The sequence below is a fragment of the Dehalococcoidia bacterium genome (assembly GCA_025054935.1).
GTDB lineage: Bacteria > Chloroflexota > Dehalococcoidia > SpSt-223 > SpSt-223 > JANWZD01.
Genome location: JANWZD010000001.1, coordinates 96,596 through 122,004, shown reverse-complemented (window position 1 = coordinate 122,004; position 25,409 = coordinate 96,596). Strand labels below are relative to the sequence as shown.

General features: G+C 67.1%; 21 protein-coding genes and 1 tRNA gene. 15 read left to right on the top strand and 7 right to left on the bottom strand.

Annotated elements, in window-relative coordinates; all coding sequences use genetic code 11:
• Positions 1-25 precede the first annotated feature (25 nt).
• The 7 genes from plsX to NZ773_00480 all read left to right on the top strand — a co-directional run bounded on the left by plsX (position 26) and on the right by NZ773_00480 (position 10,334).
• Entirely contained in the window at positions 26-1,024 is a 999-nt protein-coding gene (gene plsX / locus NZ773_00510; protein MCS6800414.1) for a phosphate acyltransferase PlsX, read from the top strand.
• Complete coding sequence (locus NZ773_00505; GenBank protein MCS6800413.1) at positions 1,021-1,650, top strand: uracil-DNA glycosylase; 630 nt, start codon at positions 1,021-1,023, stop codon at positions 1,648-1,650. The genes plsX and NZ773_00505 overlap by 4 nt, the downstream gene beginning before the upstream one ends.
• Before the next feature lie 52 nt (positions 1,651-1,702).
• Positions 1,703-4,372, top strand: a complete 2,670-nt coding sequence (locus NZ773_00500) for a hypothetical protein (GenBank protein MCS6800412.1) — start codon at positions 1,703-1,705, stop codon at positions 4,370-4,372.
• Positions 4,369-6,765 carry a glycosyltransferase family 39 protein gene (locus NZ773_00495; GenBank protein MCS6800411.1) on the top strand — a complete coding sequence of 799 codons (2,397 nt, stop codon included), beginning with the start codon at positions 4,369-4,371 and terminating at the stop codon, positions 6,763-6,765. Before NZ773_00500 ends, NZ773_00495 begins: the two co-directional genes overlap by 4 nt.
• A gap of 149 nt (positions 6,766-6,914) precedes the next feature.
• A complete protein-coding gene (metG, locus tag NZ773_00490; GenBank protein MCS6800410.1) occupies positions 6,915-8,588 on the top strand; it encodes a methionine--tRNA ligase in 1,674 nt (557 codons plus the stop codon).
• A complete protein-coding gene (locus tag NZ773_00485) occupies positions 8,578-9,354 on the top strand; it encodes a TatD family hydrolase (protein MCS6800409.1) in 777 nt (258 codons plus the stop codon). Before metG ends, NZ773_00485 begins: the two co-directional genes overlap by 11 nt.
• Complete coding sequence (locus NZ773_00480) at positions 9,351-10,334, top strand: polyprenyl synthetase family protein (protein ID MCS6800408.1); 984 nt, start codon at positions 9,351-9,353, stop codon at positions 10,332-10,334. The genes NZ773_00485 and NZ773_00480 overlap by 4 nt, the downstream gene beginning before the upstream one ends.
• On the opposite strand, the gene NZ773_00475 is transcribed toward NZ773_00480, so the two are convergent.
• Positions 10,331-10,909 carry a GNAT family N-acetyltransferase gene (locus NZ773_00475; GenBank protein ID MCS6800407.1) on the bottom strand — a complete coding sequence of 193 codons (579 nt, stop codon included), beginning with the start codon at positions 10,907-10,909 and terminating at the stop codon, positions 10,331-10,333. The two genes, NZ773_00480 and NZ773_00475, sit on opposite strands and share 4 nt — an antisense overlap.
• On the opposite strand from NZ773_00475, the gene NZ773_00470 reads away from it, so the two are divergent.
• Positions 10,873-10,947: transfer RNA gene (locus NZ773_00470), tRNA-Gly, on the top strand. The genes NZ773_00475 and NZ773_00470 overlap by 37 nt on opposite strands.
• Before the next feature lie 266 nt (positions 10,948-11,213).
• On the opposite strand, the gene NZ773_00465 is transcribed toward NZ773_00470, so the two are convergent.
• A complete protein-coding gene (locus NZ773_00465; protein MCS6800406.1) occupies positions 11,214-12,188 on the bottom strand; it encodes a hypothetical protein in 975 nt (324 codons plus the stop codon).
• Positions 12,189-12,571: 383 nt separating this feature from the next.
• On the opposite strand from NZ773_00465, the gene NZ773_00460 reads away from it, so the two are divergent.
• From NZ773_00460 to NZ773_00445, 4 genes are all read left to right on the top strand, one after another.
• Positions 12,572-13,420 (top strand): methyltransferase domain-containing protein, encoded by an 849-nt coding sequence (locus tag NZ773_00460; GenBank protein ID MCS6800405.1) that lies wholly within the window; start codon positions 12,572-12,574, stop codon positions 13,418-13,420.
• A gap of 2 nt (positions 13,421-13,422) precedes the next feature.
• Positions 13,423-14,187: a glycosyltransferase family 2 protein gene (locus tag NZ773_00455; GenBank protein ID MCS6800404.1), complete on the top strand. Its 765-nt coding sequence runs from the start codon at positions 13,423-13,425 to the stop codon at positions 14,185-14,187.
• The gene (locus NZ773_00450) at positions 14,187-15,926 is read left to right on the top strand and encodes a hypothetical protein (protein ID MCS6800403.1); all 1,740 of its coding nucleotides are present in this window, start codon (positions 14,187-14,189) and stop codon (positions 15,924-15,926) included. Before NZ773_00455 ends, NZ773_00450 begins: the two co-directional genes overlap by 1 nt.
• A 168-nt stretch (positions 15,927-16,094) precedes the next feature.
• Entirely contained in the window at positions 16,095-17,162 is a 1,068-nt protein-coding gene (locus tag NZ773_00445) for a class I SAM-dependent methyltransferase (GenBank protein MCS6800402.1), read from the top strand.
• A gap of 198 nt (positions 17,163-17,360) precedes the next feature.
• On the opposite strand, the gene NZ773_00440 is transcribed toward NZ773_00445, so the two are convergent.
• The 4 genes from NZ773_00440 to NZ773_00425 all read right to left on the bottom strand — a co-directional run bounded on the left by NZ773_00440 (position 17,361) and on the right by NZ773_00425 (position 21,178).
• Positions 17,361-18,575, bottom strand: coding sequence for an FIST C-terminal domain-containing protein (locus NZ773_00440; GenBank protein ID MCS6800401.1), 1,215 nt, complete (start codon positions 18,573-18,575; stop codon positions 17,361-17,363).
• Between the two features lie 117 nt (positions 18,576-18,692).
• Positions 18,693-19,010, bottom strand: coding sequence for a hypothetical protein (locus NZ773_00435; protein ID MCS6800400.1), 318 nt, complete (start codon positions 19,008-19,010; stop codon positions 18,693-18,695).
• 9 nt (positions 19,011-19,019) lie between these two features.
• Positions 19,020-20,213 carry a hypothetical protein gene (locus NZ773_00430; protein ID MCS6800399.1) on the bottom strand — a complete coding sequence of 398 codons (1,194 nt, stop codon included), beginning with the start codon at positions 20,211-20,213 and terminating at the stop codon, positions 19,020-19,022.
• A 302-nt stretch (positions 20,214-20,515) separates the two neighbouring features.
• Positions 20,516-21,178: a class I SAM-dependent methyltransferase gene (locus tag NZ773_00425; GenBank protein ID MCS6800398.1), complete on the bottom strand. Its 663-nt coding sequence runs from the start codon at positions 21,176-21,178 to the stop codon at positions 20,516-20,518.
• A gap of 124 nt (positions 21,179-21,302) precedes the next feature.
• On the opposite strand from NZ773_00425, the gene NZ773_00420 reads away from it, so the two are divergent.
• Both NZ773_00420 and rfbC read left to right on the top strand, forming a co-directional pair.
• Positions 21,303-21,884, top strand: a complete 582-nt coding sequence (locus NZ773_00420; GenBank protein ID MCS6800397.1) for a hypothetical protein — start codon at positions 21,303-21,305, stop codon at positions 21,882-21,884.
• A gap of 47 nt (positions 21,885-21,931) precedes the next feature.
• The gene (gene rfbC / locus NZ773_00415) at positions 21,932-22,498 is read left to right on the top strand and encodes a dTDP-4-dehydrorhamnose 3,5-epimerase (GenBank protein ID MCS6800396.1); all 567 of its coding nucleotides are present in this window, start codon (positions 21,932-21,934) and stop codon (positions 22,496-22,498) included.
• Positions 22,499-22,558: 60 nt separating this feature from the next.
• On the opposite strand, the gene NZ773_00410 is transcribed toward rfbC, so the two are convergent.
• The gene (locus NZ773_00410; GenBank protein ID MCS6800395.1) at positions 22,559-24,619 is read right to left on the bottom strand and encodes an APC family permease; all 2,061 of its coding nucleotides are present in this window, start codon (positions 24,617-24,619) and stop codon (positions 22,559-22,561) included.
• A 376-nt stretch (positions 24,620-24,995) separates the two neighbouring features.
• Here NZ773_00410 and NZ773_00405 point away from each other — a divergent pair, with 376 nt between their 5' ends.
• The gene (locus NZ773_00405; GenBank protein MCS6800394.1) at positions 24,996-25,409 is read left to right on the top strand and encodes a hypothetical protein; all 414 of its coding nucleotides are present in this window, start codon (positions 24,996-24,998) and stop codon (positions 25,407-25,409) included.

Sequence of the window (25,409 nt, the reverse complement as noted above, 5' to 3'; positions counted from 1 at the left end):
CAGAGAAAGACCGAGGGGGAGAGCGGTGGAGATCGTCGTCGACGCGATGGGCGGAGATCATGCGCCGTCGGAGATTGTCAAAGGCGCCCAGCTTGCGGTGCGCGAGCTGGGCGTCGCGGTGACGCTTGTGGGACCGCAGGCGCTCATCGAGCGCGAGCTCGCTGGCGCCTCCGACGGGATCACTGTGCTGGATGCAGCGAGCGTGATTGGGATGGACGAACATCCAGCGCGGGCCGTGCGCAGCAAGCGCGACTCGTCCATCGTCGTCGGCATCGAGCGCGTTAAGGAGCGGGGCGGCGCCTTCGTGTCGGCGGGGAACAGCGGCGCGACGATGGCGGCGGCGCTCCTCACGCTGGGCCGGCTCCCTGGCGTTGATCGGCCGGCACTTGCCACCGTTTTCCCGACGCGGACGGGGCGGGTCGTGCTGATCGATGTCGGCGCGAACGCCGACGTTCGGCCAGACTGGCTGCGTCAGTTCGCCGTGATGGGCAGCCTCTATGCCGAAATCGTGCTCGGCATCAGCCGACCGCGGGTGGGCCTGCTCTCGAACGGCGAGGAGGAGACGAAAGGAAACCAGCTGGTCCAGGAGGCCTTTCCGCTGCTCAAGGAAGCCGGGCTGAACTTCATCGGCAATGTCGAAGGGCGCGACATTCCGGCCGGCACCGCCGACGTGATCGTGACCGACGGCTTTACCGGCAACGTCGTGATCAAGCTGGCCGAAGGCGTGAGCGAGACCCTCTTTGCGATCCTGCGCGACGAACTGACCGCCAGCATCGTGACGAAGGTAGCGGCTGGCTTCCTCCGGCCGGCTTTCCGCCGCATCGCCAAGAAGCTCGACTACGCTGAGTACGGCGGCGCGCCGCTCCTCGGCGTCCGCGGGCTGGCGATCGTGGCCCATGGCCGGTCCGACGCCCGCGCCATCAAGGCGGCGATCCGGGTCGCCAAAAACGCCATCGACCAGCGGCTCGTCGAGGCGATCGCGGCCGGGCTGGGCACGCCGTCCTCTTCGGGGGATCACCCATGACCACTGCTGCTGAGCGCCTGGCTGCCCTCGAATCCGAGATGAAAGCCTGCCGCCGCTGTCCTCTTGCCGAAGCGCGGACGCGCGTCGTTCCGGGGGAAGGCCCGGTGAACGCGGAGGTGCTCTTCATCGGCGAAGCGCCCGGCTTCAACGAAGACCGTCAGGGCCGCCCCTTCGTGGGGCAAGCCGGCCAGCTCTTGACCGAACTGCTCCAGTCGATCGGCCTCCGGCGCGAGGACGTCTACATCACGAACGTCGTCAAGTGCCGGCCGCCGAACAATCGCGACCCGCTGCCGAACGAGATCGCGGCCTGTCGTCCCTGGCTCGAGGCGCAGCTGCAGGTCCTCGCGCCGCTCGTCATCTGCACGCTCGGGCGGCATTCGATGGCGCGTTATTTCAAGGCGAGTATCTCGCGCATCCACGGCCAGCCGGCGAAGATCGGCGAGGTCTGGGTGATGCCGTTCTTCCACCCGGCAGCGGCGCTCCACAATCAGGCGCTCCGGCCTGCGCTGTTCGAGGATTTTCAGAAGCTGCCGGCGCTTCTCGAGCGCGCCCGCGCAGAGCGGCGCGCCAAAGCGACCGCCGCGCCCGAGCCGCCGCCTGAGCCGAAACAGCTCTCCCTCTTCTAACCCGCTCGCCCCCCGATAGCCGCGCTTCCTCGATTCCCCTATCCTCCGGGCGATGGGCCGGCGCCTCGCTCTGGTGCTCACTCTGCTGCTCCCGCTGCTGCCGGCCGGCGACGGGGCGCCCCGCTGGCAGGCGCTCGTCCTGCCGGAGGAGACGCTCGCGGAGCGGAACGGCAGCCCTGAGGCGCTTGTTTTGCGGACCCTCCGGCTGACATTGCCGACCGGCGCCCGACGGGTGCAGTTCTCTGACGAGGATGAGCCCGCCCTTGTCGGCCCCGGAGAGACGCTGGCGATGCGGTTCACGGCCGCCGAGCCGTTTCGGCGCGCTGGGCTGCTCGTGGCGACCGACGGCGGGGCGGCTGGAGTGCGGCTGCGGCTGGTCGACCACGCCAGCGGTCGCACTGTCGCCGAGCAGACCTTCGACGAAATCGAGGACCGCCGCTGGCTCGATCTCGACACGCCGACGGGCGACCGAGGCACGTACCGGCTGGAACTGCGGGTCGAGCGCGGCCGCGCCGGCTGGTGGAGCCAGCGGCTAGCCGCTCCCAACGGCGCCCCCGCCGGCTTCCGCATCGGCCACGTGCCGCTCATCCACAACAGCGAGCGCGCGCTTCCCCTCAATGTCGCCGCAGACCGGATCGCTCTCCTCGGCGGGCTGAGCAGCTATGACCACGGCATCGGCTGGTGGCGGGACTACGAAGTGCAGGGCGACACCGGCGACCGGCAGTTTGTCGGCGAAGAGGCAGGGGCGATCGAAATCCGCTACGCCAGCGGCATTGTCGACCGCGTGCCGCTCATCTTCGGCTGGACCCTCTGGTGGCGGACGCATCTCTCGTCCGAGCGCTGGGGCGGGCCGTTCCCGCAGCCGTTCGACGACCCGGCGGCGCGGGCAGCGCGCGACGCGGCGCTGCGCCTCGTCCTAGCCGACCATCCGACAGCACTCTTCTCGTGGGAGATCGTTCCCCGGCCCGAGCCGATCGCGGCGCTCGTCCTCATCGACAGCCCGGCGAAGCAGGGCGTGCCGATCATCGCCGCCATCTCCGTCCGCTCGCGCGACCGCATCGCCGGCGCGCTGCCACTGGAGCGTGGACCGGCGCCAGCCCCCCGCCCGGTGACGCCCCGCGACCTTGCCGACCGCCGCTGGATGGACGAGGTGGCACCGCTGGCCGCGACCCTCGCCCCCAGCGAGCGCCCGCGAAGCCCGGCTCCGCTCCCCGAGCCGAGCCGACCGGACCTGCGCCTCGGCGGATCGGGCGCGCTGCTGACCGGGGTCTGGCGCGCTAACCGCGCCGATTTGGCGGGCAAGTTCGCCACCGACCGCCCCTTCCGCACCTCGACGCCGCGGGCGCCGAACTACGGCAGCTACCAGGGCGTCGGCGCCTGGCGCGACGGCGCCGGCTCCTTCGCCGACCAGGTCTGGGCGCGCGACCTCGGACGCGCGGCGCTCGAACTGCTGCGCTGGGGCGAGGCAGAGGCGGTCGAGCGGGCGCTGGTCTTCGCCGGCGACCGCCTGTACGACCTGCCGAACGGCTATCCGCGCTACGCCCGCGACGGCGAGCGGCTGCCCCCGCGCTGGACCACTGTGCTCGGCGAACCGCTCTACATCGACGCCGACCATCGCGGCGACGGCAACTGGGAGAACGACTCGCAGGGGCTGCTCCTCCTCGCCTATGCCGCGGCCTGGGACGCGCGCAGCCGCGACCACGCGTGGCTGGCGCGTCATGCGGGCACGGTCCGCGACGCCGCTGAATGGTTCCTCCTCCAGCTTGAGCAGCCGGAGCGCTGGCGCAGCCGCGATGGGCTGCTCTACGGCGAAGGGGAGGCCGCAAACGACGGCGGCTACGATGTGCTGTCGAACACCCTCGCTTGGCGCAGCCTGCTCGCCGCTGCACGGCTGATGGAGGCGATCGGCGAGCCCGACCGGGCGCGGCGGTTCGAGGCGGCTGCGGAGCGGATCCGCGCAGCGGTCAATCGCCAGCTTCTCGACCCCGACGGCTGGCGATCGGTCGCTTGGAACTGGGGTTACGGTCATGAAGCGCTCGCCCCCGTCTTCACCGCCGCCGACATTGGGGACTACGACCTCTCCTCACTGACCGCTGAGGAGCGCGCCATCGCCGAGCTCACCTATCGACGTCAGCTCGGGCGGTGTCCCAACTTCGCCTGCGTCCGAGCCGTCGGCTATGGACAAGCATTTCTCGCGCAGAGTGCGCTCTTGCTCGACGATCTCGAGACGGCCGCGACGCTGCTCGAGACGCTGGCCGCTCTCGGCTATGATGCGCGCCGCTCGCCGTACCTCGTGCCCGAGGGGATCGCCGTCTCGGCTGACGGCCGGCGCTGGTACCGAACGGGAGACCTCGGCAACGCCGTCCACCAAGCCGAAGTGCTGAAGGCGCTCGCGCTGGTTGCCGGCATCGAGCGCAGCCCAAGCGGCGTTCGCCTCCTACCCCGCCTGCCCGCCGCATGGGAAAGTCTCGAGGTGACCGCTTGGCCGGTGCCGGGCGGCGCGGTCGACCTCCGCGCAACGCGCCGGGGCGACCTCCTGCGGTACGAGCTGAGCACGCCGCTCGCAACGGCACTGCGCGTCGGGCCGCTCCCCGCGGGCGAGCGCGTCCTCGTGAACGGGGCAGTCTACGACGGCCCCACCGTCGTCTCGGGCGGGAAGCGCTGGATGTGGGTGGCGCCGCTCGGCCCCGGCCAGCACACCGTCGAGGTGACAGCAAGGTGACTGCGGCGAGACGGCTCGCTCCGTGGCTGGTGCTAGCGCTGTTCGTCGCGATCGCCGCCTGGCTGCGCTTCTGGAACGCCGCCGGCTGGCCCTACGGTCTCGAGTATGACGAAGGGCTGGCCGGAACCGACGCGCTGCGGGTGCTGGCGGGCGAGTTCCAGATCTACTTCCGCGAAGCGTATCGCGAACCGCTCTATGTCTATCTGATCGCCCCCTTCGTCGCCTGGCTCGGCCGCGAGCCGCTGGCGCTGCGGCTGCCGATGATGCTGCTCGGCATCATCATGGTGCCTCTCACTTTCATGCTCGCGCGCGACCTCTTCGACAGTCTCGGTCGCCAGCGCGCGACCCTGATCGCGCTGCTCGCCGCAGGACTCGTCGGCACAACGTTTTGGCCGCTTGTCATCAGCCGGACGGCCATTCCGAACGCTGCGCTTCCCCCCTTTGCTGCGCTTACGGTCTGGCTGTTCTGGCGGGCCTGGAGCGCCGCGCCGCCAGCGTGGGGCCGATTTTTCGCCGCCGGGGCTGCTCTCGGCGTCACGCTGTATTGCTATCTTCCTGCTCGGCTGCTCCCCGTCGTCCTCGTCGGCTTCCTCGCAGCGCACGCGGTACTCGCCGGGAACGAGCCAATCTTGCGCCGTCATTGGCGCGGGATGGCGGTCGCAGGCGCGGTGAGCGCGCTGATCTGGCTGCCGCTCGGACTGTACTACCTGCAGGACCCAGGAGCATTCACCGGACGAGCGAGCCATGTTTCGGTCTTCCGGCCGGGCATCCCGGAGGGGAGCGTGCCGCTTGCTCTGCTGCGGACGACGCGCGAGGCGGTCGGGGCCTTTCTCTGGCAGGGCGACCCGAACTGGTATCACAACCTTCCGGGCCGGCCGATCTTCGACCCGCCGGTGGCCGCACTTGCAGTCATTGGCGCCGTGGCGCTGCTGGCGCGGGCGCGCCGGCCGGAGTCGCTCCTCGTGCTGGTCTGGGCGGGAGGAATGCTGCTGCCAGGCATCCTTTCCGACGACAACAACCCGAATACGGCGCGATTGGTCTCGATGATTCCGGTCGCCTTTCTCTTCCCAGCAATCGGGTTCGAGGCGCTGCTGCGCCTCGTCACTGCTCGTGCGCCTCGTCTCTGGCCGGCCGGAGCGGCCGTGGGCGTGGGGCTGGTGTTACTCGTCGCTGTCGGCACCGCGAGTACGTTCGCGTTCTGGGCGGAGCACCCGGAGGCACAGGCGGCGCGCAGCGGCGAGGCCTTCGACGCGGTGGCGGCGATGAATGCCCGCGCTCACGAACCCGGCGTGTTCTTCCTGCTGCCGATCAGCAACGCCTGGCCGCCAAGCCGCAACTACCAGCACCGGTCGATCCAGTTTCTCTACCGCGGGCCGGCGCCGTACGTCTTTCTCCGGATTGACGACAACGAGACGCCGGACGCCCTGACCCAACTGTGCCGTGCCTGTCGGCGGATCTACACGTTCGTCTGGGAGAAGGGACCCCATATCGACGCCGACCCGAAAGGGCTTGTGCCGTTCCTCCTCAACCGCGCCGGGCTGGATGTGGTCGGCGAAGAGCGGCGCGGCTTCGACTTTCTCGGCTTCGACCTCCCGCCGGCAGCGGATTTCCGGCTGCCGCCGCTCGCGCCGACGCAGTGTATCCTCGGCGGCCGGCTCGAGGCAGTCGCGTTCGATGTCGCCCCCACTTGGAGCGGACGCGATCTCGCCGTGATCGTGCGCTGGCGGCTGCTGGCAGCAGGCAGGAACGACGAACGGCTCTCCTACCGCGCCTTCGACAGTGCCGGTCGGCTCGTCGGCCAAGTCGATCGTCCGCTGCTTGCCAATGACCACTGGGGAACAAGCCGCTGGAAGGCCGGCGACGAAGCGCTCGACGCCGTTATCCTGCCCGTGCGCCCGGGAACTCTTCCCGGACCGCTCCGGATCGAGGTCGTTGCCTATCACGCCGGCCCGCCGGCAGCCGGCACCCTGACAACCGTCGACTTTCCCCCGCCGCGCATCCCCTATCGGCCAGAGGATCTCGAACTCGACGTCACCGCAGCCTATGAGGCCGGGGGGGCGCGGCTCATCGGCTACCTGATCGCCAGCAGGAGCGCGCCTCCCGGCGGGACCGTCGACGTTACGCTGATCTGGCAGCTGCTTGCGCCGGAGCCAACGCTTCCCCCGGTTGAGGTGATCGCGGTCCGAAGCGACGACCGCGGCCAGACCCTGCTCGGCCAGTCAGGCGAGAGCAGGATGACCCTCCCGGGCCGCCTCCCTGTCGGCCAGCTCGTCGCCGACTACCGCACAGTGGCGATGCTGCCAGAAGCATCGGCAGGGAGCGCAGCGATCGAGGTGCGCGCAAGCGGAAGGGTGGTCGCCGCCGGCGGAACCATCGAGGTGCGGCCGCCGTAGCCGCTCCCGCTCGGCAGCGGCTTGCGAGCACGGCTGCCGCCTGCGAGAAGAGCTTTCATTCGTGTTAGAATTCACTGAAACTCCGCGCGCTGCAGCAGGCAGCGCGATTGCCGTACAGTAGGGGGAGCCTTGGGCGCGAGGGAGAGAGCGTGAGCGAGACGATCTTCATCGGCGTGGCTTGGCCATATGCGAATGGCCCCGTGCATGTTGGTCAGCTTGCCGGCTGCTATCTCCCCGCGGACATCTTCGCGCGGTTTCACCGGCTGAAAGGGAACGCGGTCCTCATGGTGTCGGGCAGCGACCAGCACGGCACGCCGATCACGGTCAAGGCAGAGATGGAGGGGGTCTCCCCGGCGGAAATCGTTGCCCGCTACCACGCCATGTTTCTGGAGACGTGGGACCGGCTGGGTATCCGCTTCGATCTCTTCACGACCACAGGCACCGACAACCACCGCGAGGTGGTGCACCGCATCTTCAACAAGCTGCTCGCCCAAGATGACCTCTACCGGCGCACCGAGAACGGCATCTACGACCCGGTGGCGCGCCGCTTCCTCCCCGACCGCTACGTCGAGGGCACCTGCCCCTACTGCAGCTATCCGCGCGCGCGCGGCGATCAGTGCGAGAACTGCGGCCGCCAACTCGAGCCGACCCAGCTGATCGACATGCGGAGCGTCCTCTCCCAAGGCAAGCCGGAGATCCGCCCGACCGAGCACTTCTTCTTCCGCCTCTCGAAATATCGGGAGCCGCTGCTCGAGTGGGTGCGGCGCCAAGAGCATTGGCGTCCGAACGTGCGCAATTTCACCATCCGCTATCTCGAAGAGGGGCTGATCGACCGGGCGATCACGCGCGATATCGAATGGGGGGTCCCGGTGCCGGTTCCGGGGTTTGAGCAGAAGCGGATCTACGTCTGGTTCGAAGCGGTGATCGGCTATCTGTCGGCCAGCATCGAATGGGCAGTGCGCCAAGGCGACCCCGACCTCTGGCGGCGCTGGTGGAGCCCCGGCGCGAAGAGCTACTACTTCATCGGCAAAGACAACATCCCTTTCCACACCATGATCTGGCCGGCCATGCTGATGGCGTACGGCGACCTCGTCCTGCCCTACGACGTGCCGGCGAACGAGTTCATGAACCTCGAGCGGCGCAAGATCTCCACCAGCCAGAACTGGGCAGTCTGGGTGCTCGACGTCCTCGACCGCTACGACCCTGACCAGCTCCGCTACTACGTCGCGGCTGTGCTTCCCGAAACGAACGACGGCGACTTCTCCTGGCGCGACTTCTGGCGGCGGAACAACGACGAACTGGTCGCCACCTACGGCAATCTTGTCAACCGGGTGCTTACCTTCACCGTCCGCAACTTCGAAGGGCGCGTGCCCGAGCCGGGCCCTCTCGGCGAGGCGGACCTCGCCCTGCTCACCCGCATCGAGAGCGCCTTCGCCGCCGTCGACGAGGCGATCGCTGCCGTTCGGCTGCGCGACGGGCTGCGCGAGGCGATGGCGCTTGCGCAAGAGACAAACCGCTACCTCGACGAGCAGGCACCTTGGAACGCCATCAAGAGCGACCGGCAGCACGCGGCGCGAGCGCTCTACACGGCCCTCCAAGCGATCAATGCCCTGAAGGTGCTCCTCGCGCCCTACCTTCCCTTCAGTTCGGCGCGGCTCCACGAGATGCTGGGCTTCAGCGAGCCGCTGGAGGCAAACGGCTTCCGTCCGGGGCATGTCCCGGCCGGGCAGCAGCTTGGCACGCCAATACCGCTCTTCAAAAAGCTGGATGAATCGATCGTCGAGGAAGAGCAAGCAAAGCTTGGGGCGGCGGATGTTCGTTGACGCTCACGCCCACCTCGACGATGCCCAGTACGATGATGTCGCGGCCGTGATCCGCCGCGCCGAACAGGGCGGCGTGAGAGCGATTGTCAGCTGCGGCGTCGATATCGCAAGCAGCCGAGCGGCCGTAGCGCTCGCCGAGCAGTTCCCCATCGTCTGGGCAGCTGTCGGCATCCATCCGAACGAGACAGCCCGCGCCCGCGCAGACGACCTCGATGAACTGCGGCGGCTCGCGGCGCACCCGAAAGTCGTCGCCATCGGCGAGATCGGGCTCGACTACTACCGAGACTGGGCGCCGCGCGAGGTGCAGCAGCGGTGGTTTGAGCAGCAGCTCGACCTTGCTGCCGAGCTTGGGCTCCCCGTCTGCATTCATGCGCGGGACGCCTATCCCGCAGTGCTGGCAACCCTGCGCGCCTGGCGGGAGCGCGGCGCCGCGAGCCAGCGGGGGATGCTGCACTGCTTCTCCGGCACGCTTGCCGAGGCCGCGGAAGGGGTCGCGCTCGGCATGGCGATCTCGATTGCCGGCCCCGTGACCTATCCCAAGGCGACTGCGCTCGCTGAGGTCGTGCGGGCGGTCCCGCTCGACCGGCTGCTCACGGAAACTGATGCGCCCTATCTCGCACCGCAAGCCATTCGCGGCAAACGCAACGAACCTGCCTGGGTTGCCGAGGTGGCGGCCCGGATCGCCGAGTTGAAAGACGCGCCGCTCGAGGAGGTGGCTGCATGTACCGCGACGACCGCCCGTCGGCTGTTCAACATCCCCGAATGACCGACCGCCGCGCGCTCGCCGACCTGTTCGGCCCGATTGCGGCTGAGCTGCCGGCTGTCGATCGAACGCTCCAAAGTGTGAAAAATGTGCCGTTTCCGCTGCTTGCCGACCTGATCGGCCACGTGCTGAACAAGTCGGGCAAGAAGCTTCGACCGGCGCTCACCCTGCTCGCGGGTCGGCCGTTTGCCTACGAAGCGAACCTCCACCGCCTCATCCCTATGGCGAGCGCGATGGAACTGCTGCATACTGCCACGCTCGTCCACGATGACATGGTGGATGACGCGACGACCCGCCGCGGCCAGTCGACGCTCAACAGCTTTGTCAGCCGCGGCGCGGCCGTGCTGGTGGGCGACTACCTCTTCGCGAAGTCCGCCGATCTCGTTGCTGAGACCGAAAATGTTCGCGTGATGACCCTGTTCGCGCGAACGCTGATGACTATCTGCGATGGGGAGCTCCATCAGCTGTTTTCGAGCTTCAACTGGAAGCAGAGCCGCGACGAGTATTACCACCGGATCAACGGCAAAACCGCCTCGGTCTTCTCCACCTCGACCGAGTCCGGCGCGACGCTTGCCGAAGCGTCGCCCAGGGAGATCGCTGCGCTGCGCGATTATGGGTATAACCTCGGCATGGCGTTTCAGATCGTCGACGACGTCTTGGACTATATCGGCGATGAAGCGGAGCTGGGCAAGCCGGCGGCGAGCGACCTCCGGAACGGCACGGTTACCCTGCCGGCGCTGCTGCTGATGGAGCGCCTGCCCGACCGCAACCCGATCAAGGAGCTGTTCGAAAGCGACCGAAGCGAACAGGCGATCGCGGCGACGGTGGCGCTTATCCGCGAGACTGGGGTGATCGAAGAGAGCCTCGCCGTCGCCCAAGAGTTCAGCCGGAAAGCGATTGCCGCCCTCGACCCGATCCCGGACGGCGACGCCAAAGCGGCACTCATCGCGCTCGTCGACGCCCTCGTCGCGCGGTCTTTCTAAGCGCCGCCTTCTCCGTCGAGCGCAGCGACACGGTGCAGCGCCTCGCCGCTCAGCCGACGGATCTGCCACTCGTCGAGCGGCACTGCCCCGAGCCTGTCGTAGAACGCGATCGCCGGCGCATTCCAGCGGAGCACAGCCCACTCGAGGCGAGCGCAGCCGCGCGCCACCGCAATCGCTGCAACCCGACTCAAGAGCGCTCTCCCGATGCCTCGCCGACGGTGGCGCGGCTCAACGTAGAGGTCTTCGAGGTAGATGCCCGGCTGGGTCAAGAAGGTGGAGTAGGTCGAGAAGAAGAGCGCAAAGCCGACGACCTGCCCGCCCTCTTCCGCGACGAGCGCCTCGACCCAGGGGCGATCGCCGAAGAGATGCTCGCGCAGCCGGCATTCATCCGGCGCCGCTGGCAGCCCTTCGTACTCTGCCAACCCTTGGATGAGCCGAACGATCGCGGGAACATCCGCTGGCTCTGCCGGACGGATGCGATACGTCATCGCTTGCCAGTCTACCCTCCTCCGCGCCGAGACGGTACAATTGGACGTGCGCGGGAGTAGCTCAGTGGTAGAGCGCCTGCCTTCCAAGCAGGATGTCGCGAGTTCGAACCTCGTCTCCCGCTCCAGTTCTTTACCGAGATCGCTCTCTTCTCCGGGACACTCGCCCCTCTCTTCGATTTCAGAGCGACCGGCGCGCGGCGTTCATCTCTGCTCCTGCCGCTCCAGAGAGGGGAGCAAGGCGCCCCGCCCTGTCTGGGGCGGAGAGCGCCCCCGGGAGCGATGCCGCCGGTGTTATGCGCGGTGCGGTCGGCGCCGGGGGCGAGGTCGGGCCCTTTGCGCGCAGGGCCGCCGTCGCCCGCGGCAGTGCCCGAGAGGCCGACCCGCGCAGCAGCTACGCCGGCGAGCGCTTCGATCGCCGGCCCAGTTTCTTATGGAGCCATTCCGCGCGATTGAGCGACCGAAGGAAGAGTGCATCGAAGAAGATTGGGAAGCAAATCAGCGCCGGCAGGAAACTGACAAAGGTAATTCGTCCCTCCGGGCTGCGCGCCCACCCTCCTAATAAATGGGCGCTTGTCTGTTCCTCGATTTCTAGGCGATTCAGGCGGATTGGGTCGAGCCGGTCGTATTTCTGTGGGAACTTCAGGATGAACCATGCGCCGTAGCCTACTCTTGGGTGTGGGTCTCTGCCGTCGATCTGCAGCGGTACAAACGTCGATTGCCGGTCATCCAGCGGTATGGGCGCTACGACTACGCCGTCAGAGCGAGAATACGGCAGAAGACTGGGGATCAAGTACTCACGCTCAATTAGATCGAACCCCAGCGTAAGATCGACCGGCTTGTCGCCCCCGCCAGGAAGATAGGCCGTTTTGATCGCTGACATCATGCCGTCGGGAATTTCGCGGATTCCCGAGGTCGGATGCGCCGAAACAGCCAATTCGCCACCAAGAACCTTCAAGAGAACTAGGGCGATCTCCGAAGACTCTGCTGCCTGCAGCGCGACTGCGTTGGTAAACAGCTCTTGGAGCCAATGGACGTTCTCGGTGTGGGCGTAGACTGAGGCGTGGAGCGCAATCGTGCCGGTCTCGGCATGCCAATCCAAGGCACTCAGGGTCGCCGTCCCGTTTGCCAAGTCGAGCATCTCCCTCAACTGGGGAGTCTCTTTCACGTTCCGAAGAAGGGGCATCCGACAGTGAAGCCGCGTGATCTCCCGGTCGATGCGATACTGCGGCGGCTCCGCCCACACTGTCTGGGAGAGCAGAGACCCCCACCACGTAAAGCCCCGCTCGCCCCACTGACACCACTCCGCGTCGATCCGCATTCGTCGATAGACGTAATTGAGGATTTCGCGCCCAGGGTCACGGTTCACCGCTTCCTCCTTCTCCTGACTGCTTCTTGACGCGGCGGCTGCTTCGCGGCACGAGGCAGAGCGAAGCTCGAAGGTGGAGTAGAACTATTTCGATTTTCTATTGAACTATAGGTTCGGGCTGACGCTCAAGTCGTTTCAGCTCGAGCAGGCGCCTGCTAAGCGTTAAGGCCGAACGCGCCTTCCCGTAACGCAGCCATACGCTCGCCCGCTGCTCTTGCCGCCCCAAGCTGGACCACCCTCCACGGCGGGGGGGACTGGGCCCGCCGCTCATCCGCTCCTGAGCGAGCGACAGCGCGGAAGAGCAGGGAGCGCGTGAAGGCGCTCGCGCACTGGCGGGCGAGAGATACCGGCAGCACGACGCAGTTTGGTATCATGCCGGCGAGATGAGCTCCCGGGAAGAGGTCCATCAGATACGCGAGCTGGGCAGCCTTGCCTGTCCAGAGTGCCGCTCTGCGCTTGTCCAAGAAGGTGCCACGATCCGCTGCGGCGGCTGCCTCGCGGTCTACCCGATTGTGCGCGGCATTCCGTATCTGCTGAGCGGCGATGGGGTAGAGCGGACCACCCTCCTCTACGACGCAGTCGCTCGCCATTACGACGACACGCTGCCGAAGCATGTCATGGATCACTACCGACGCAAGCGGCTCGGGTTCGTCAAAGCGCGCCAGCCGCAGGGCGACCTCCTCGACGTCGGCTGCGGCACGGGACATCTGGCGGCCGCTTTTGCCGCCGAAGGCTACCGTGTTTACGGCTGTGACGCCTCGATCGGGATGCTGGACATCTTCCGCAACCGGTGCGACGCAGTCGTTGTCGGCGGGCGGTCTGATGAGCTCCCCTTTCCTGACAATCGCTTCGACGTCGTGATCTGCGTCGCCCTGCTCCATCACGTCGTTGAGCCGGCCCGGGTCGCCACTACAATCCGCGAGATGGTGCGCGTCACGAAGCCCGGCGGCCTCACCGTTCTCTGGGATCACAACCCGCTCAACCCCTATTGGCCGATCTTGATGAAGCGCGTCCCGCAAGACGACGGCTCAGAGCGGTTGATCCCGCTCCGCGAGCTGCTCGCGCCGCTGCCGCGCAGCGCCCAGGTCGAAGTCCACCGCCTCGGGTTCATGCCCGATTTTCTCCCCGCGCCGCTCGTGCCCCTAGGAGCGCGGGTAGAAGCGCTCCTCGAGCGCACGCCGCTCCTCCGCGCCCTGGCAGCCCACAATGTCGTTGCTGTCCGCAAGAGGTAATCATGTGGCGTGGCCAGCGAGTCACGGTCGTCTTTCCGGCATATAACGAAGCGGCGGGCATTCAGCTTGCCGTGCGCGATTTTCTCGCTTCCGGCTATGTCGATGAGGTGCTGGTGGTGGACAACAATTCGCGCGACGGGACCGCCGAACTGGCACGGGAAGCGGGAGCGCGGGTCGTCCATGAGGAGCGGCAAGGCTACGGCTTCGCGCTCCAGCGCGGGCTCGCCGAAGCGGCGGCCGACCTGATCATCCTCGCCGAACCGGACGGCACTTTCGCCGGCGCAGATGTTATCAAGCTGCTCGCCTACGCTGACGATTTCGATCTCGTCCTCGGCACCCGGACCACGCGGGAGCTGATCTGGCAAGAAGCGAATATGGGCTGGTTTCTGCGCGTCGGCAACGTGGCGGTAGCCAAACTGATCCAGTGGCTGTTCGATGGCCCGAGCCTTTCCGATTGCGGCTGCACGCTCCGCCTCATCCGCGCGCCGGCGCTCGAGCGCATTCGTCCCCGCCTCACTGTCGGCGGGTCGCATTTTCTGCCCGAGATGGTAATCCTCGCACTGCTCCAGCACCTGCGCGTGATCGAGATCCCAGTCAATTACCGCGGCCGCCTCGGTGAGTCGAAGATCACCGGCTCGTTCCGCAAGGCGGTCGCCGTCGGACTGAACATGATCGCGCTGACGCTAGGCTACCGGGTGCGGAGCTGGCTCGACCCGCGGCTCGGCCAGCGCGGCCGCCGCCGCGTCGCCCCCGCCGCGCGAAGCTGATGGCCCTCACGCTTCCCTTCCCGCGCTCCTCCCGCTCCCTCGGGGAAACGGCGCGCCTTGCTGCCGGCGTCCTCGGGCGCGGCATGTGGCGAGCGGTACGCGTTGTCATTTGGCCGATTATCTGGCAGGTCCCGCTCTTCGCGATCATTTTCTGGGCTGCCTTGAACCCCGCCGTGCGCCTCATGCCGCTGCCGAGTGTCCCCGAGCAAGATATGGGGCATTTCCGCCTCTGGGTCGCTTGGCTCGGGGCGAACGGCGTCGAGGCCGCCTACGCGGGGCTGTTCCCCGCGCAGTACATCATCTACCCGCCGCTCAGCCCGTACTTTTACTACCTCGTCGCTCAGCTGATCGCGGCGATGCCGGCACCGCCGCCGCTGCTCCAGCCCCTCTGGCCAACGGATGGCCACTGGTTTGAAGCCGTCGTGCGCGCGCCGGTCGTGCTCTTTCACGGCCTGCTGACGGCGGTGATCTACTGGTCGACCGTGCGCTGGAAAGGCCACCTCGCCGCGATCGCCGCCTCGCTCTTCTACGCCGCCAACCCTGCCGTGCTCTTTGACCTTGTCTACTGGGCCCAGCCCGACTCCTACCACAGCTTCTTCGCCGTCGTCGGACTGCTCCTTTTGCTCGGCCGCTGGCCCGAGTTAGGGTGGGCCGCGTTCGCCCTCGCTGCGCTCGCGAAGCCGCAAGCGTGGATCTACCTGCCGGTGCTGCTGCTGTTCACCTGGCGGCGGCATGGCTTCGGCAAGGTGCTCAGCGGCGGCGTCTTTTTTCTCGTGACGGCTGTCGCCCTCCTCTGGCCGTATATCGCCGCGGGCCGGGGCTGGGAGATGGCATCGGTCTTCGTCAACTTTTCCCGCGTCATGCCGGTCGTCACCGCGAACGCCCACAATCTCTGGTGGCTGATCCTCGGGCAGCCGGGACTGTTCAAGGCCGACAGCGCGATCTTCCTCGGGCCTTTCAGCTACCAGACAGTCGGCTTCGTCCTGCTGCTCATCGGCTACACCGCGGCGCTGATGAAGACGCTCGGCGATGGCGACCGCGAAACGCTCTTCTCCGCCGCGGGCTTCATGAGCCTCTGGTTCTTCCTCTTCTCCACCCAGATCCATGAGAACCACGCCTTTCTCGTCTTTCCGATGCTGGCGATGTGCTGGCCGGCGAGCGCACGGCTGTTTGCGGTCTTTCTCATTCTGACGCTGACGATGTTCGGCAACCTCGCGATGCACGACCCGATCCTCGAACCGCAGATGCCGAGCCTGATCGCGCAGTACACCCCGGAGTGGCTGCCGCGGCCCCTCGCGGAGTGGGCGACAATGGAGCGGCTGATGCTGCTCGGCACGTGGCTGAACTTTCTCGCCCTCGCGATCTGGTTCTCCACCTTCATCTGGCGCTGGCGAAGCCGGCCTGTGCCGGCGTGGGAGCGCCAGCGCCGTGCCGGCTGGGGCGCCGCCGTCGGCGGGACGGCCGCGCTGGCGGCAGCAGCGCTCGCGCTCGTTCTCGTCCTTTCTCCCCCATCGCCAGCCGCGCCGGCGCGCGCGCCGGACTCCCTGCTCGATGGCCGTATTTCTCTCAAGCCGGTTGAAGAGCCGTACCTGCGCATCACCCTCGGTGGCGGAGGAACGACTGACCCGAACGCGCTCCGGCTCCAGACCATCTTTACCGCTCTCGGCGGCGCGCTCGCGGTCGCCTGCGTTTCTCTCGGCTATGCGAGCTACCAAGGGCTCGCCCGCAACCGACGATGACATTTAGGCGGGGAGGGGACGCGCCGCCGTGTAGCCGGATCTCCCCGCCCCGAGCGAGACGCTGCGCCGCCGCATCGCCGCCATTCCGAACTGCAGGTCTCTCCGAACTCAGAGCAAGATGAGCGGACGCTTTATACTCTGTCTAGTCTCGGCGCGAAGGAGGAGTCCATGGTCGACCGAGGATGGCGCGGAACGATGCCCGCCGCAACAGAACTCGAGGACGAAAGCTATCTCGACTTCGTCGAAAGCCTGCGCGGCCACACCCTGCGCGAGCATCGCGCGGCTGCAATTGCGGCGGGAACCTCGGCGGTTGCCGCGTGGGAGCAGGCGACTGGGCGGCGTGCCGACCGCGCGACCTATCGCGCCGCTCTCGAAGCGACGCTGCCGGTCAAATTGCGCAACCGACTGATGCGCTCCCATCAGGAGATGATGTGGAACGGCATCATCGCGACCTACCGGAAGCGAGAAGCAGAACTGGTCGCCGCGCTCGACCGCGCTGAGAAGCAGGGACCGGGGACGATCGAGATCGACCCCTCCTTCCGCTACCCGGAGTACTACGACCGCGTCGCTTTTCATATCCAGCCGGGCAGCTACCACCGCGACCCACTCGCCGGCTACATCTACCACTACGGGTTCAAGATCTTCACCCTCGGCGCGAGCGATAACGACGAGCTGCATCGCCGGATGGTGGCCCTGCTCCCCACCCCGCGCGACGGCGTCGTCCGGCGCATCCTTGACCTCGGCTGCACGATCGGCCAGACAACGACCGCGCTGAAGGAGCGGTTCCCTGACGCGGAAGTGATCGGCATCGACGCCGCCGCCCCGATGGTGCGCTACGCCCATAAGCGGGCGGTCGAGATGGGGATCGAAATCCATGTCAAGCAGCGGCTGGCAGAGGACACGAAGTTCCCCGACAACTGGTTCGACCTTGTCTTTGCCTACATCCTCTTCCATGAGATCCCGCGCGACATCGCCGACCGCGTGATTGCGGAGGCCTATCGCGTGCTCCGGCCCGGCGGCGTCTTTATCGTCGTGGACTTCCCCAACCGCGACCCGAACGGGAAGCCGGACTGGGCAGACTACGCCCGGGACTTCGACGCAGACTACAACGGCGAGCCGTATTCGGTCGATTTCGTCTACCGCGATTTCGGGGCCCAGCTTCGACGGGTGTTCCCCGAGGTGATCGAGGACTGGCAGCCGAGCCCCGGCCAACCGATGCGCGTCTGCTTCAAATAACCCTTCCACTCCCTCTCTCGACAGCGCGCTCGGCCCTCCCGTTGACGGCAGCGTCCTCGGGCGGCCGCAGCATGCGGCGCGCTGGCCCATCGCTGGAGCTGACGAGGGGTCCCATCGCACAGCCGGCTGGGTGCTTTCCGGCTCGCCCGCCAGTGCCGCGGACGGCAGGACGGCATCAGAGGGAGCGCGGAACTGCGGCTAGGAGCGAGCAGAGCGCGGGACAAACAGCGCGAGACTGGCGGTAAAGCCGTGGAGAAACGGCTTGCCGCCGATGGGGCCGATCTCGCCGTTGCAGAAGAAGCCGGCGAGCGGAACCGGCGCAAGGTGGTCCGCAACGGCCTGCGCATCGTGGTCAGGAACACCGAACAGGTCGCGGCCGCGGCCGTTGCAGGAGCAGAGCAGAGCCGCGACGGGCAGTTCGCCGCTCAGCCGGTCGCGCGCCGCGTCGAGCAGCTGCCGGAGGTCTTCATCCGCCGCCGCTGCATCGCGCAGCTGAAACTGGATCGTTTGGCCGATGCGCGGCTGCGCTCCGATGGCGATCGTCCCCGCCCGCGTATCGATCCCCAACAGATTGCGGATGAGGAAATCCCCCCGCTCGAATTCGGTCCGATATTCATCGATCGCAAGTCCGACGAGCAGATTGCGCCGCGCGCGGAGCTGGTCCTCTGGGCTGAGCGCCTGCACCGTCTCGATCAAGACATCGAGCGCGGGGCGGCCGCCGATTTCGGCGATGACATTTCCCTCAGCGTTCGTGATCGTCCACGGCCGGCCGATCGGCTGGCAGCCCTGAGCGACTACCGTCTGGACGGTCACCGCGCCGCCCAGTCCGACGAGGACAGCGCCTTCGCGGTAGACCCGGTCGTTGAGGAAGACCTGCGTTGCCGGCGTGCGCGGGTTGCCGCTCGCGAGCCCGCCGACGATCGGCGTGTCGGGGTACGCCGCCGCCAGCCGCTCGAGCAGGTGCTCGACATCAAGCCGGAACGGGTCGGCGAAGACCAGCCACGCATTGATGGCAGGCCGGGGCGCGCCGACAGCCCGAATCCAATCAATCGGCAGCTCAAGCTCAGCGAGGTCCGGCTGCGTGACATGGGCCGGCCACACGGTCCCGCCGGGCAGCCCCAGCAGGAGGAGAGAGATCGCGGGGGCGTCTTCCACCTCGCGGCGGCGCCCGATGATCGCTTGACCGCTGCAGCCGGCGAGGACAGCGGCGCCGGTGGCTGCCCGCACCCGGGCGAGGATCGAAGCAGCGTGCGCCTCCCACGCTGCAGAGATGAAGAGCAGCGCCAGGTCAACCGGGCGCTCGCCGAGTTCCGCCTTGGCGCGCCGGATCGCCTCGTCGGTAGCGGCCGCCCAGTCGCTGCCCTCGCCGATCGCCGACCCTGCCGCCAGCGTTGTCCCGCGCTCCAGCGTCATGCGTGCTCCTCCCCGCCGTTCTCTCCCGGAATCGTAGCCGAGCTGCCCTTCTCCTCTCCGCCGTGCGGGAGAGGGACGGCAGCCCGGCGGCCGGAGCGAGGGCGCAGGACGCCGGCCCTAATCGGCCGAGACGCCGCGCGAAGTGAACGGCAGGTAGTAGAACGGCTGCTCGGCCGCGATCAGGAAGCCGGCGTCGACCGTCCACGCGCCGCTCGTCCGCCCGACGATGGGCTGGCCGATGACGCCGTAGAGGCTCGCCGGCTGGCCGCCGGCCGTTCCGGTCGAGACGCCGCCCCCGCCGCTGACGACCGCCCAGAGCCAGGCGGCGCTGCCCTGGACGAAGTAGGCGGCTGCGCCGGCGGGGTCGGCAAGCGCGCCGAGGCGGAAGACGGCGGCGGCAAGAAGCAGCGCCGCAATGCCAAGCCGAATCTTCATCGCCGCCTCCTAGATGTACTTCAGGTCGACCGAGATGCCGACGATCTCGACATAGTGGGCATCGTTCGTGAAAGCGAGGTAGAAGAGCAGCACCGCGCCCGCGTCGGCAGGAAGCACGTTGTTGCCGGTCGGCGTCAGGGTGTAGCTCGTATATGAGGTCGATGCCCGATCGGTGATATCCGAGGCCAACGAGAGAAACCCGCCGCTGGCGGAGCCGCGATAAAGAAATGTTTGCTGAATGTAGCCCTGAGCTGCGTTTGACACTCGGTAGTGAATGCGAACCCGCTCAATGGTTGCGTTGGTGCCGTAAAGGCGAGAAGGCAGGTTGAGGGGATAGTATACAAGTCGTGTGCCTCCAGCTGGGGCACCTGAGAAGATCTGCGCGCCGCCGTTAATCTGGATATTCCAACGCGTTGTGTCGATGCTCTGGTCCTTCACGAAGCTCGCGCCGTTGATGAAGATCGTCGTCGTCGCCTCGCTGGCGATCTTGCCGCTGCCGCCGGCGTAGAAGGCGTTGCCGCCCGTCGGGCCGAAGCCGGCAACCGCTGCCGTGCCCGGAGCGGTGCTCAGCGTCTCGCCGACGACGCCGCTGCTCGTCTCCGAGCCGCCCCAGACGCCGATGCCTTGGTTGCCGCGGCCGGCGATCGCCGCGCCGGCGGTGATGAAGGGGTCTGGGGGATTGGTGCTGGTGTTGCGGACGTTCAGCACTGCCCTCGGCGGACAGAGCGATCCCAACAGACAAAAGATGTTGGTCGTGATGCTGTCGGAGATGACCGCCCCGGGCCGGAGGCTGAGCGCGTAGGGAACCGGCGTGATCCGCTGGCGGGGGGACAGCTCGGGGTCGCCGCCGACTTGGACGCCGATATAGAGGTCCTTGCCGTCCACGTGGCCGGCAAAGCCGCTCAGGCTGACGACGAAAAGACCGTTCGTCACCGTCGGGTTCGCGGTCGCGGTCGCCAGCGGCGTTGCGGCCGTGGCGCTGTCGTAGAGCCGGAACGTCATCGAGTAGTTGCCGTTCGGCACCGGCTGGCCGAGCGCGTTGGTCAGCCGGCCTTGGTAGGTGAAATCGGAGGTTGCCGTCGCCAGCAGCGTGATCCCAGACGGGGAAGCGAGCGCGCTCCACGGCTGGAGGAACGCGATCCCGGCAAGAGCAGAAGCGAGCGCGAGAACGATCCAACTCAGCAGGGGCGGCAGGCGCTTCATATTCTTTTTCCTCCCTTCTTGGGCCGCGCAACCGATGCCCGGCCTCTTCCTCAACGAATGGAGCGCGAGGAGGAACGCGCGCATCGCAACCACGTCGCCGCCGTCGTGACCATGCTGAGCGATCGGCATGCCTCGCAGCTTCCTCCTGCTCAGCCCGCAGGACGTCTCTCTGCTCAGCGACATCGTTCGTGGGAGGGAAACGACGAGAGCGTTCGGAGAGTTCCGACAACGAAACGAAGGCTGCGAGCTGCCCCCTCGCGCGGGAGCAGCCTTTCGTCCGCCGCTTTCTTCTAGATGGGAGTTCAGCGCTTCATCGCCAGGGTGACGCCGTCCGCCAGCGGGAGCATCGCGATCTCAACCCGGGGGTCGTCGCGCAGCTTGGCGTTAAGGCGGCGCACTGCCTCGACGCCGTCGCCGGCAGCAGTTGGGTCCGCCACGCGGCCCCCCATGAACATGTTATCGAGGACAATCAGCCCGCCCGGCCGGAGCAGCGTGAGGGCAGCTTCGTAGTAGGCATCGTAGCCGGTCTTGTCGGCGTCGATGAAGACAAAATCGAACGTTCCTGCTTCGCCGCCAGCGATCAGGGCAGAGAGCGTCTCCTGGGCAGGAGCAAGCCGGAGATCGATCTTGTCGGCAACGCCCGCCTCCTGCCAGTAGCGCCGGGCAATCGCGGTCCACTCCTCGCTGATGTCACAGCAGATCAGCCGTCCATCCGCTGGAAGCGCCTGCGCCACCGCGAGCGCGCTGTAGCCGGTGAACGTCCCGATCTCGAGGCACCGCTTCGCGCCGATCAGGCGGACGAGGAGGGCCATGAACTGTCCCTGCTCGGGAGGGATCTGCATGATCGCCATCGGCAGTCGGGCAGTCTCGGCGCGCAGGCGCTGCGCGACCGCTGGCTCCCGAAGAGCAACTGACCGAAGGTAGTCATAGAGCGCGTCGGTCATAACGAGGTTCTTCTGCTGCATAAGCTCCTCCACGTCCAGCCAGTGTAGCAAGAACCGCCTGACGGCGAGCGGCGGGGGCCAGCGCCTTCGCGGCAGTTGTGGAACGAGCGCGAGAACAGTATGCTTAGCGAACCGCGGGGGGCCGATGCATCGATGGCAAGATGAGGAGAGCGGCGGAAATGAGCGCCGGAGTGCCCGGGCGCGTCTCGTACTCGGGCAGGGGCTCGTTATCGCGATGATTGCGGGAGCGCTTGTCGCGCGCTCGCTGCTGCCGAATGCCGAGCCTCGGGCACAGACGATTGCCGTCACCGCAGGGCAGCCGACGGCGCTTCCAGCGACTTCAATCAGCGCGCGGCCGACCATCCAGGCACCCGAGGAGGTGGTGGCAGTCGGCCGGCGCTTTCTGACGGCGCTCGCCCGCGGCGACCTCAGCGAAGCGGCGCGGGATGTTGCGGCGGTGAGCGCGCCAACTCCCTTCACGCGCAAGCTTGAGGGCGCGGCAGCCGCCTTCCAGTCGACGCGGGCGCGGTCGTTCCGCGTCCTCTTCTGGCAGGCTGGCGAGCCGGCACGGCTGACGTTCTCCTTCGACTACGAACGCTCGGATATCGGCGAGGCGCGAAGCCGCGTCGATCTGCGCCTCATCCAGCAGGACGGGCGATGGGTCATCGTCGATTTCGACCTCAGCGCTTGGCTCAGTGACGTCGGCATCAGCCGCACCTCCGGCTAGGCCTCTGCTCGCCATCTCGAGCGCCCACACCATGACGGCGAGGGATCGTGCGAACGACGGTCATCCCGACATCGCTTGACGGGGTCGTCATTATCGAAGTCGACTATTTTCGCGACGACCGAGGGTTCTTTATCGAGACGTACCGTCGTTCGCTCTTTGCCGAGCTCGGGCTGCCCACCGACTTCGTCCAAGACAATCATTCCCGCTCCCGGCGCGGTGTCCTCCGAGGCATCCACTACCAGGATATGCGGGCGCCGATGGGGAAACTGGTTCGCTGCACGCGCGGCGCCATCTGGGATGTCATTGTCGACCTGCGCTTCGGCGCGCCCACCTTCGGTCGATGGACGGCCGTCCAGCTCGACGATGAAACGCTCCGCCAAGTGTATATCCCTGTCGGCTTCGGCCATGGGTTCGCCGTGCTCTCCGAGGTCGCCGACGTTGAGTATCGGTGCACCGGCTACTACGCCCCCGAAGCCGAGGGGACGATCGCGTGGAACGACCCTGAGCTGGCAATTCCGTGGCCGATCGCGCAGCCGATCCTCTCGGCGCGCGATCAACGGGGGATCACGCTCGCCGAATACCGCCGGCAGCCCGCGTTTTCCTACCACGACTGACCGCCGGCGGCCGGCCGAGAGCGCGCAGAGAGCGTGTCGGATGAGCGGAGCGCTCCGCTTCTAGGAAGGGCGCCCGGGGACCGCCGGCTCTTGGCGATGCGCGCGCGCCAAGTGGTACGGAATGCTTGTAACGATGATGCCCGGCTCGAAGAAGAGGGCTGCTTTCAGCCGGAGCGCAGTCTGGTTGTGCAGCAAATGCTCCCACCAGCGCGCGTGGACAAACTCGGGCAGGACGACGATGATCTGGTCGTTCGGATACGACTCCCGCAGCGCATCGATATAGGCGAGAAACGGCCGCGCCAGCGAACGGAACGGCGATTCGATGATCACGAGCTCGGCATCGCCGTAGCGGCCTTGATTCCACTCCTGGCGCAGCTGCTCGGCAGCCACCGGGTCATCGGTGATATGAACGGCGGTCACGGTTCCGTCGCCTGCGGTGGCGCGAGCGAAGGCAATCGCCTGCTCCGCAGGGACATTCAGCTTCGCGATGGGGATCACATAGCGCGGCCGGATCAGGGCGGGGTCAAGCGGGGTCTCCGGGCGCTGCGCCGCGTCGAGATTGGCGTAGTGGCGGTGGATCGACCACATCAGCCAGATGAGCAGCGGGATGAAGACCAGCACCATCCACGCGCCGAGAAGAAACTTCGAGAACGCAACCTCGACCGCAACGAAGCCCGTTGTCGCCGCGCCGATCGCGTTGATCGCCGCGCGCCAGCGCCATGAGGGCTCTTCCTCGCGCAGCCGCATCCAGCGGCGCACCATCCCCGCCTGGCTGCAGGTGAAGGCGACGAAGACGCCGACGGTATAGAGGGGGATCAGGCTCGTGACGCTGCCGCGGAAGGCAACGATCAGCAAACTCGCGGCGAGGGCGAGCAGCACAATCCCGCTCGTATAGGCCAAGCGATCTCCCCGAAACTGGAACATCCGCGGCAGATAGCGGTCGCGCGCGAGAACGCTCGCGAGGCGGGGAAAACCGTTGAAGCTCGTGTTCGCCGCGAGGAGGAGCAGGATCGCGGTCGAAAACTGGATGAGATAGAAGTAGAGGCTCTCGCCGACAAGGGTTCGCGCAATCTGGCTGACAACGGTGGTCGTCTCGGTCGGATCCGGGATAATCCCCAGCCGGCTGGCGAGGAAGCTCAAGCCGATGAAGATCGTCGAGAACAGCACCCCCATCGCCACCAGCACAAACTGCGCATTGCGCACCTCCGGCGGCTTGAAGACCGGCACGCCGTTCGACACTGCTTCCGTTCCGGTCAGCGCCACCGCGCCGGACGCGAACGCGCGCAAGATGAGAAGGAAGCCGAGCGCCTCCGCACCGTGGAACTCCATCGCTGCCCACTCGGCCGGCGGTTCATAGGTCGGCAGCGTTCCCGTCGCGGCGCGGAAGAGGCCGACGGCGATCAGGCCGAGGATGCTGACGACGTAGGCATAGGTGGGGATGGCAAACGCGCGCCCCGCTTCGCGAACGCCACGCAAGTTCATCAGCATGACAAAGGCGACCACGCCGACCATGATCGGCACTCGATAGGGGAACAGCTCCGGGAAAGCAGAGGTGATCGCCGTTACCCCCGCCGCGGTGGAGACCGCGACCGTCAGGGTGTAGTCGGTCAGCAGGGCGGCGGCAGCGGTAAGACCGGCGAGGGGGCCCAGATTGTCCTTCGCCACGATATAGGAGCCGCCCCCGTCAGGATAGGCGCGGATGACCTGCCGGTAGCTGAAAATGACGATCGCCATCACCACGACAATGGCGAGGGTAATCGGCATTGTCAGCATGATGGCGCCCACCCCTGCCAAAACGAGGACGCGCATGATCTCTTCCGTCGCGTAGGCAGAGGAGGAAATGTTGTCGGACGCCAAAATGGCGAGGCCGACGGGCCGGTTTACGCGCTCCGCGCTCTCCTCGGCGGTCGCGAGCGGTCGCCCGAAGAGAAAGCGTTTGACGCCCCGATACGCTTTGCCGACGCCGCTCTCCGGTTCCCCCACCCCCGCGCGCGGGACGAGGTGCCCAGAGCGGACACGGCGAAAGTCAGGGTGACGAGTGATGCGCAGGTATTGATTGCCGGGCGACCCGCCGCGAACGCGCTCAACGTGGTGCAGATCGGCCCCGGCTCCAACGCGCACCCGGCCGGTCGTCGGCCCGGCGGGGCGGCGGCCGTTCTCGCTCTCACCGCGAGGTAGCGGGGGCTCTTCTCCGTTCGTGGTCGCTGCAGCAGGCTGACGTTGCTGGGAGGTGCTCGTTCGTTCGGAAGGATCTGGGCTCATGCTGTGCTCGAGTCTGTATCCTTTTCGGATCCTTCACCAGAAGTGTACTCCCCCCGCTGGTGAACATGCACGGAGCAACGCCGCTGACAGCACCTTCACTCTTGCTCGCTCTCGACTCTAGGAAAGCTCGAAACGCCGTCCATCGCTCAGGCCTTGCGGTCGGCTGCCGTTGATTGACTTCCCTCCGCTTGGCAGGTAGGATTGTCCAAAAGGCGCTCGGCGGAAGGAGAGAACGATGCGGAGGTGGCTAGCGGTGTCGGTCGCAGCAATGCTCGTCACCGGCTGCGGGGTCTCTCCTTACGTGAGCGGCGGGCCGATCGGGCCGACCGTTCAAACCCGGAAGCCGTCCCATGCGCAGCCGCGAGACCCAAGCCCAGCGACCGGTTTCGAACCCGGCCAGATCCTGGTCAAACCTGCCCCGGGCCAAACGCTCGATGACCTGCGCCGCCAGTTCGGCGCCGAGAACGTTCTGCCGTATCGCCCGGAGGGGATGGACGACAGCCTTCGCTTGGAGTTCGGGCTCGACGATTGGGTGATCATCCTCGTTCCTGAGGGCACGGAACTCGGCGCGCTCAACGGCCTGATCGAAGAAGGCATCATCGTCGACTCGCGTCTCGTCCCAAGAGGGCAGGGTCAGCGCCCCATCTAA